This is a genomic window from Ruminococcus sp. CAG:379 (assembly GCF_000434255.1).
Taxonomy (GTDB): domain Bacteria; phylum Bacillota; class Clostridia; order Oscillospirales; family Ruminococcaceae; genus Ruminococcus_F; species Ruminococcus_F champanellensis.
In genome coordinates this window covers 1-5684 of sequence record NZ_FR894922.1, presented here as the reverse complement: position 1 = coordinate 5684, position 5684 = coordinate 1, and the positions used below count along the sequence as shown (strand labels likewise).

Sequence of the window (5684 nt, the reverse complement as noted above, 5' to 3'; positions counted from 1 at the left end):
CCCCCGGCACCGTGCAGCCGAAGCCGATCAGCATGGGAACAATGCTTCTTCCGGACAGACCGATCTTCCGCAGCAGCTTATCCATCACAAACGCCACCCGTGCCATATAGCCGCTGTCCTCCAGCATGGACAGGAAGAAAAACAGAGTCACGATAATGGGTAGGAAGCTCAGCACACTGCCCACGCCTCCGAATACTCCGTCGATCACCAGGGAATGCAGAGCGGGATGCACATTGGCGGCGGTCAGTCCCCGATCCACCAGATCCGTCAACAGTCCGATGCCCCGGTCAAGCAGATCCGACAGAAAGGTGCCGATCACGTGAAAGGTCAGGAAGAATACCAGTCCCATGATGCCGATAAAGGCAGGGATGGCGGTGTATTTTCCGGTGAGGATCCGGTCAATGCGCCGGCTCCGGGCATGCTCCCGGCTTTCGTGAGGCTTGACCACCGTGGCGGAGCATACCTTCTGAATAAACCGGAAGCGCATATCCGCAATGGCGGCGGCACGATCCAGCCCCCGTTCCTTTTCCATCTGCACTACGATATGCTCCAGTCCGTCCTTCTCATTCTCGTCCAGCTTCAGCTGCTCCAGCACATCTCCATCGCCCCCTGCCAGCTTGGAGGCGGCAAACCGAAGCGGAATTCCCGTGTCCGCCGCATGATCCTCGATCAGACTCATGATCCCGTGGATACACCGATGCACGGCACTGCCGCTGCTGTTGGGATCGCAGAAATCCTGTCTGCCGGGGCGCTCCTGGTACTTGGCAACGTGGAGCGCATGGTCGATCAGCTCGTCAATGCCCTCATTCTTGGCGGCAGAAATGGGCACCACCGGCACCCCCAGTGCCTGCTCCATTTCATTGATGAGGATGGAACCGCCATTCTGCCGCACCTCGTCCATCATATTCAGCGCCACCACCATGGGAATATCCAACTCCAACAGCTGCATGGTCAGGTACAGATTCCGCTCAATGTTGGAAGCGTCCACAATATTGATGATGCCCCGGGGTTTTTCCTGGAGAATGAACTGCCGTGTGACGATCTCCTCGCTGCTGTAGGGAGACATGGAATAAATGCCGGGCAAGTCCGTGATCCGGGTATTGGCATGGCCGATGATCTGCCCATCCTTCCGATCCACCGTCACGCCGGGAAAATTGCCCACATGCTGATTGGAGCCGGTCAGCCGGTTAAACAGGGTGGTCTTGCCGCAGTTCTGGTTTCCCACCAGGGCAAAGGTCAGCATCTCTTCCTCCGGCAAGGGGCATTCTCCTGCCTTGGCGTGATACTTGCCCCCCTCTCCCAAGCCCGGGTGGGGAATATCCCGCAGGCTCCGCTGGGATACTCTGGATGCAGGGGCAGTGGGGATCTCCTGCACGAGGATCTTCTCCGCATCCGCCAGCCGCAGGGTCAGCTCATACCCATGTATCCGCAGCTCCAGCGGATCTCCCATGGGCGCAAACTTGACCAGTGTCACCTCCGCATCCGGGATCAGACCCATATCCAGAAAGTGCTGCCGCAGGGCGCCTTCTCCCCCAACAGACCGGATCACGGCGGTTTTTCCAATTGCTAATTCTTTCAGTGTCATATATCAAACCTCTGTTACTGCATAGCACTCCAAATTGGAACGCCTGAAAGTGTGGATACATTCAGCGGAAGCTGTCTCCCCACTGAAGCTGTCCAACTCTTTTTATTATAGTATAGGATATAGCGCTTGTCAATGCATGCGCCTGCCGTTTTTAAGGCAACACGGCGCCGCAAAGGAACATCTTGACAAGCATACCACTGATTTGATATAATAGTCGAGATACAACATGCACTACGCAATTTAAGAGGAGTGAAGGAACACCCATGCAAATCCCATTGGAAGAACACCTGCCATATCGCCTGCTGGCGCTTGTGGTACTGGTTATTTTTTACATCATTTACTTACTGAAAATGTGGGTGCAGAAGCGTCAGGGCATTTGTACCCAGCAGATTGACCGCCAAAAGGAGCCCTCGATCCATAGAGTGGAAATCTGTATGAGCATTGCCACAGTGGGGATCATCCCCGCTCAACTGCTGTCCATTGCATTCGGCTGGAGTCACCTGCCGGACAACGCCCGTTTCACCGGCTTTTGTCTGGGGATGCTGGGGGATCTGATCTTTCTGATCTCCGTTCTGTGCATGCGGAACAGCTGGCGCGTAGGAATCCCGGACAAAGACAGGACAGAGCTTGTCACAACCGGCATCTACCGTTTCAGCCGCAATCCGGCATTCCTGGGGTTTGATCTGCAATATCTGGGGGTGCTGCTGATGTTCGGCAATGGACTGACCGCTGGCTTTACGGTCTTTGCGGCAGTGATGCTCCACCTGCAAATTTTGCAAGAGGAGCGTTATCTCACGGAAACCTTCGGCACGCCTTATCTGGAATATCGAAAACAGGTATTCCGGTATCTGGGACGGCGCTGAGTTGAAAATCCCCATGAGGAAACCATGCTGCACGAGGATGTGGATACGCCGCATCCTCTATTTTTATGCCATTTTGCCGCATAACCGAAAAGTTCAGGTTTTAAGCAGGATTGTGCATTGATAGGCATTTCAGGCTGTGATACATAAGAAAAATAAGACAACAGGGGGATTTTTGAATGAAAGGAATTTTCAAGGGAACCATCGCAGCAGCACTGGGTGTTCTATGTGCTGCACCATTTGCTGCCATGTCGCAGCCAGACAGTCAACCGGTCACTGTCCATGCAGCTTCTGTCCGGACGGATTCCTCCGGGCGAAAGATAGAGTATCTGGATCGGGCGTGTATGCGGTCAACGCAGGCAATGCAGTATTTGTAAGCTGGCGCTCGCTGGAGGAGGATCCTGCCGGCTGCGCCTTCAATCTCTACCGGACAACGGATGGCACCACAACCAAGCTGAACGCCTCCCCCATCACAGGAGGCACAAACTACACGGATACCACCGCTGACCAGACCAAGGACAACACCTATTTTGTCAAAATGGTGACTGGCGGAGCAGAAACTGCTACGGACGGCAGCTTCACCCTCAAGGCAGGCGGCTCCATCTTCACAAAGGGCAACGCAGGCGCCGCCCAGGTCATTCCCATCAAGGAAGGGGGCACCATCCACTTTGTATGGGTGGGCGACTTTAACGGGGACGGTACTTATGATTATCTGGTGGATCGCTGTGCAGATGATCACCAGAAGCTGGAAGCATACATCAGCAACGGCACCTATCTCTGGACAGTGGATCTGGGCGTGAACAGTGAGAATAAGAATAACATTTCTCCCGGCGCTTCCACGATTGATGCAGGCATGTGGGACGGTGCCATCGTATATGACATCGACAGCGATGGCTATGCGGACGTGCTGCTGCGGATCGCCAATGGGGTCACATTCGGAGACGGCACGGTATATTCCAGTTCTTCCGATGCAAATGGTCAGGCGATCGCAGTTCTGGACGGACGAACTGGTAAGCTGAAGGCATCCGTGAATCTGCCTACGACTATCTGCAGGTAGGCCCTATGGCTTGTATGATGGAAATCGGGTATCTGGACGGGGTCAATCCCGCCCTGGTCTGCTGGCTGAAAAACCGGAATGCGGATAAATCCTTCAATTCCCTGATGGTCGCTTATGGCTATGCAGGGGGAAAAAGCTTCAAGCAGCTATGGAAGTATGATGCCAAAAACGGCGGTGGTGCAGAGGCGCACCAGATCCGGATTGCCGATGTTAATTACGACGGCAAGGACGAGGTTCTGCATATGGGCTATTGCCTGAACGGTGATGGCACGCTCCGCTGGCGAAACAACGAAATTGTGCATGGGGATCGATGGTTTGTCGGCGCATTTGCGCCGGAACAGGAAGGCAAGGAAATGATGTGCTATGGGATCCAGCAGGAGAATCCAAGCGGATTGCTGGAATACTATATGAATGCCAACACCGGGAAGATCATCTGGAAAAACGCCACAACGGACGGCAGCACCTATGATGTAGGACGGGGCTGTGTGGGAGATATTGATCCGGATCATGAGGGCTTTGAGTGCTGGTCTTTCCAGGGCACCTGGTCCATGGACGGAGAAAAAATCAGCGAGAAGTATCTGTATCCCTCCCTTCGACTCTGGTGGGACGGAGATCTGATGAGCGAAAGCTACAATGACAGCAAAATTGAAAAGTGGGATTCGGCAACGGGGAATGTTTCCCGTGTGGCAACCACCTGGAAGATCACGCCATGCTCCAGCAGCGACCGGGGCGCACCCATGTTTTACGGTGATATCCTGGGAGACTGGCGGGAGGAAGTGATCTGTACAGGCAGCGACTATGCAAGCCTTGTGATCCTCAGCACGACCGTGCCCACCCAGTACCGCAATGAGTGTCTTGCACAGGATCCCTGCTACCGCAACTGCATGACTGCAAAGGGATACTACCAGTCCCACATGCTGGATTATTATCTGGGCACCGGCATGAAAACCACCAAGGCTGGAACGGCAATGAACACCGCCGTGAACTATACGATTCAAAACCGAAACGGCAGTCTATATCTGGCAGTTGATGGAAAAAATGCTGCAAACGGCACCAATGTGGTACAATCCGCAGAAGCACAAAGCTGGCGGCTGGAAGATGCCGAGGACAGCTACTACCGGATCTATTCTGAAGTGGGAGACGGCAAGACGTACCTGCTGGATGTGGATTATGGAAAAACCGACAACGGCACCAATATCGGCATCTATTCCAATACAAAATCCGATGCACAGCTGTTCAAATTTGTGGACAATGCGGACGGCACCTACACCATCACCACAAAGGTCACGGATGACAGCAGCTGCCTTAGGGTGGATGGCATGTCCAAGAACGAGGGCGCAAATGTTCTGGAATGGGAATACGCCGGCACGGATGATCACAAATGGATCGTTTCGCCCAAGGTGGAACCTATGGATGACACTCTGATCAAGGCATTGACCATTCAGGACATGGAGCATTACAACGCATGGGGGCTTATAGATTCTGCAAGCGTCGGCTCCGTGATCTATGGGGACAGAGACTTTACCTTCGCCTCTCTGCCAAAGGAACTGGAGGACGCAGAAGGCGTGCTGACAGCCTGCGATGCCAAGAAAACCAATGGTGATCTTGCAACATTCACTGCCGGGGCAGATATTACCACCTACGTGCTTCTGGATCAAAGAGTCACCACGGTGCCGGACTGGCTGACCGATTGGACAAACACAACGCTGACCGCACAGGCAAGCAATGATGTAACCTATGTGATCTACAGCAAAGCATTTGCTAAGGGCGAACGGGTTTTGCTGGGCACAAACGGGATGTCCGGCAGTTGCGTGAATTACACGGTTCTTGTCACTGCTGCACATGCAAACATCCGGGGCGACCTGAATGCAGACGGCGAGCTTACCATTGCGGACGTACTCCTGCTCCAAAGGTGGCTCCTTACCGTTCCGGATACAACTCTGCCGGACTGGAAGGCAGGCGATCTGTCCGGTGACAATCAGCTGGATGCAATGGATCTTTGCTTATTAAAGCGTTCACTGGCGGAGCGGTAACATACTTCACAGTTATTTGAAAAGGGCAGCCCAGAGGAATATCTGAGCCGCCCTTTCTTGATTGTGGAAGGAAATATTACAGGTGCATCGGCGCAACCAAAAAATCATTTGCTTGGACAAACGGCGCAGAACTGGATGCCCTGCTGGCA

At 53.7% G+C, this 5684-nt stretch carries 4 protein-coding genes; 3 read left to right on the top strand and 1 reads right to left on the bottom strand.

Translation table 11 applies throughout. From position 1 onward, the window contains the following. Positions 1-1585 (bottom strand): ferrous iron transport protein B (gene feoB, locus QVO51_RS09435; RefSeq protein ID WP_288168087.1); only part of this gene is annotated, 1585 nt, incomplete at its 3' end. Between the two features lie 263 nt (positions 1586-1848). On the opposite strand from feoB, the gene QVO51_RS09430 reads away from it, so the two are divergent. The 3 genes from QVO51_RS09430 to QVO51_RS09420 all read left to right on the top strand — a co-directional run bounded on the left by QVO51_RS09430 (position 1849) and on the right by QVO51_RS09420 (position 5535). Beyond that, the gene (locus tag QVO51_RS09430) at positions 1849-2448 is read left to right on the top strand and encodes a methyltransferase family protein (RefSeq protein ID WP_022358193.1); all 600 of its coding nucleotides are present in this window, start codon (positions 1849-1851) and stop codon (positions 2446-2448) included. 337 nt (positions 2449-2785) lie between these two features. Beyond that, positions 2786-3502, top strand: coding sequence for a hypothetical protein (locus QVO51_RS09425; RefSeq protein WP_022358192.1), 717 nt, complete (start codon positions 2786-2788; stop codon positions 3500-3502). A gap of 5 nt (positions 3503-3507) precedes the next feature. Further along, on the top strand, positions 3508-5535 hold the full coding sequence (locus tag QVO51_RS09420) for a rhamnogalacturonan lyase family protein (protein WP_022358191.1): 2028 nt from the start codon (positions 3508-3510) through the stop codon (positions 5533-5535). Positions 5536-5684: the final 149 nt, after the last annotated feature.

Coding starts and splice junctions, on each gene's coding strand:
- QVO51_RS09430 (WP_022358193.1), top strand. CDS start 1,849: ATGCAAATCCCATTGGAAGAACACCTGCCATATCGCCTGCTGGCGCTT.
- QVO51_RS09420 (WP_022358191.1), top strand. CDS start 3,508: ATGGCTTGTATGATGGAAATCGGGTATCTGGACGGGGTCAATCCCGCC.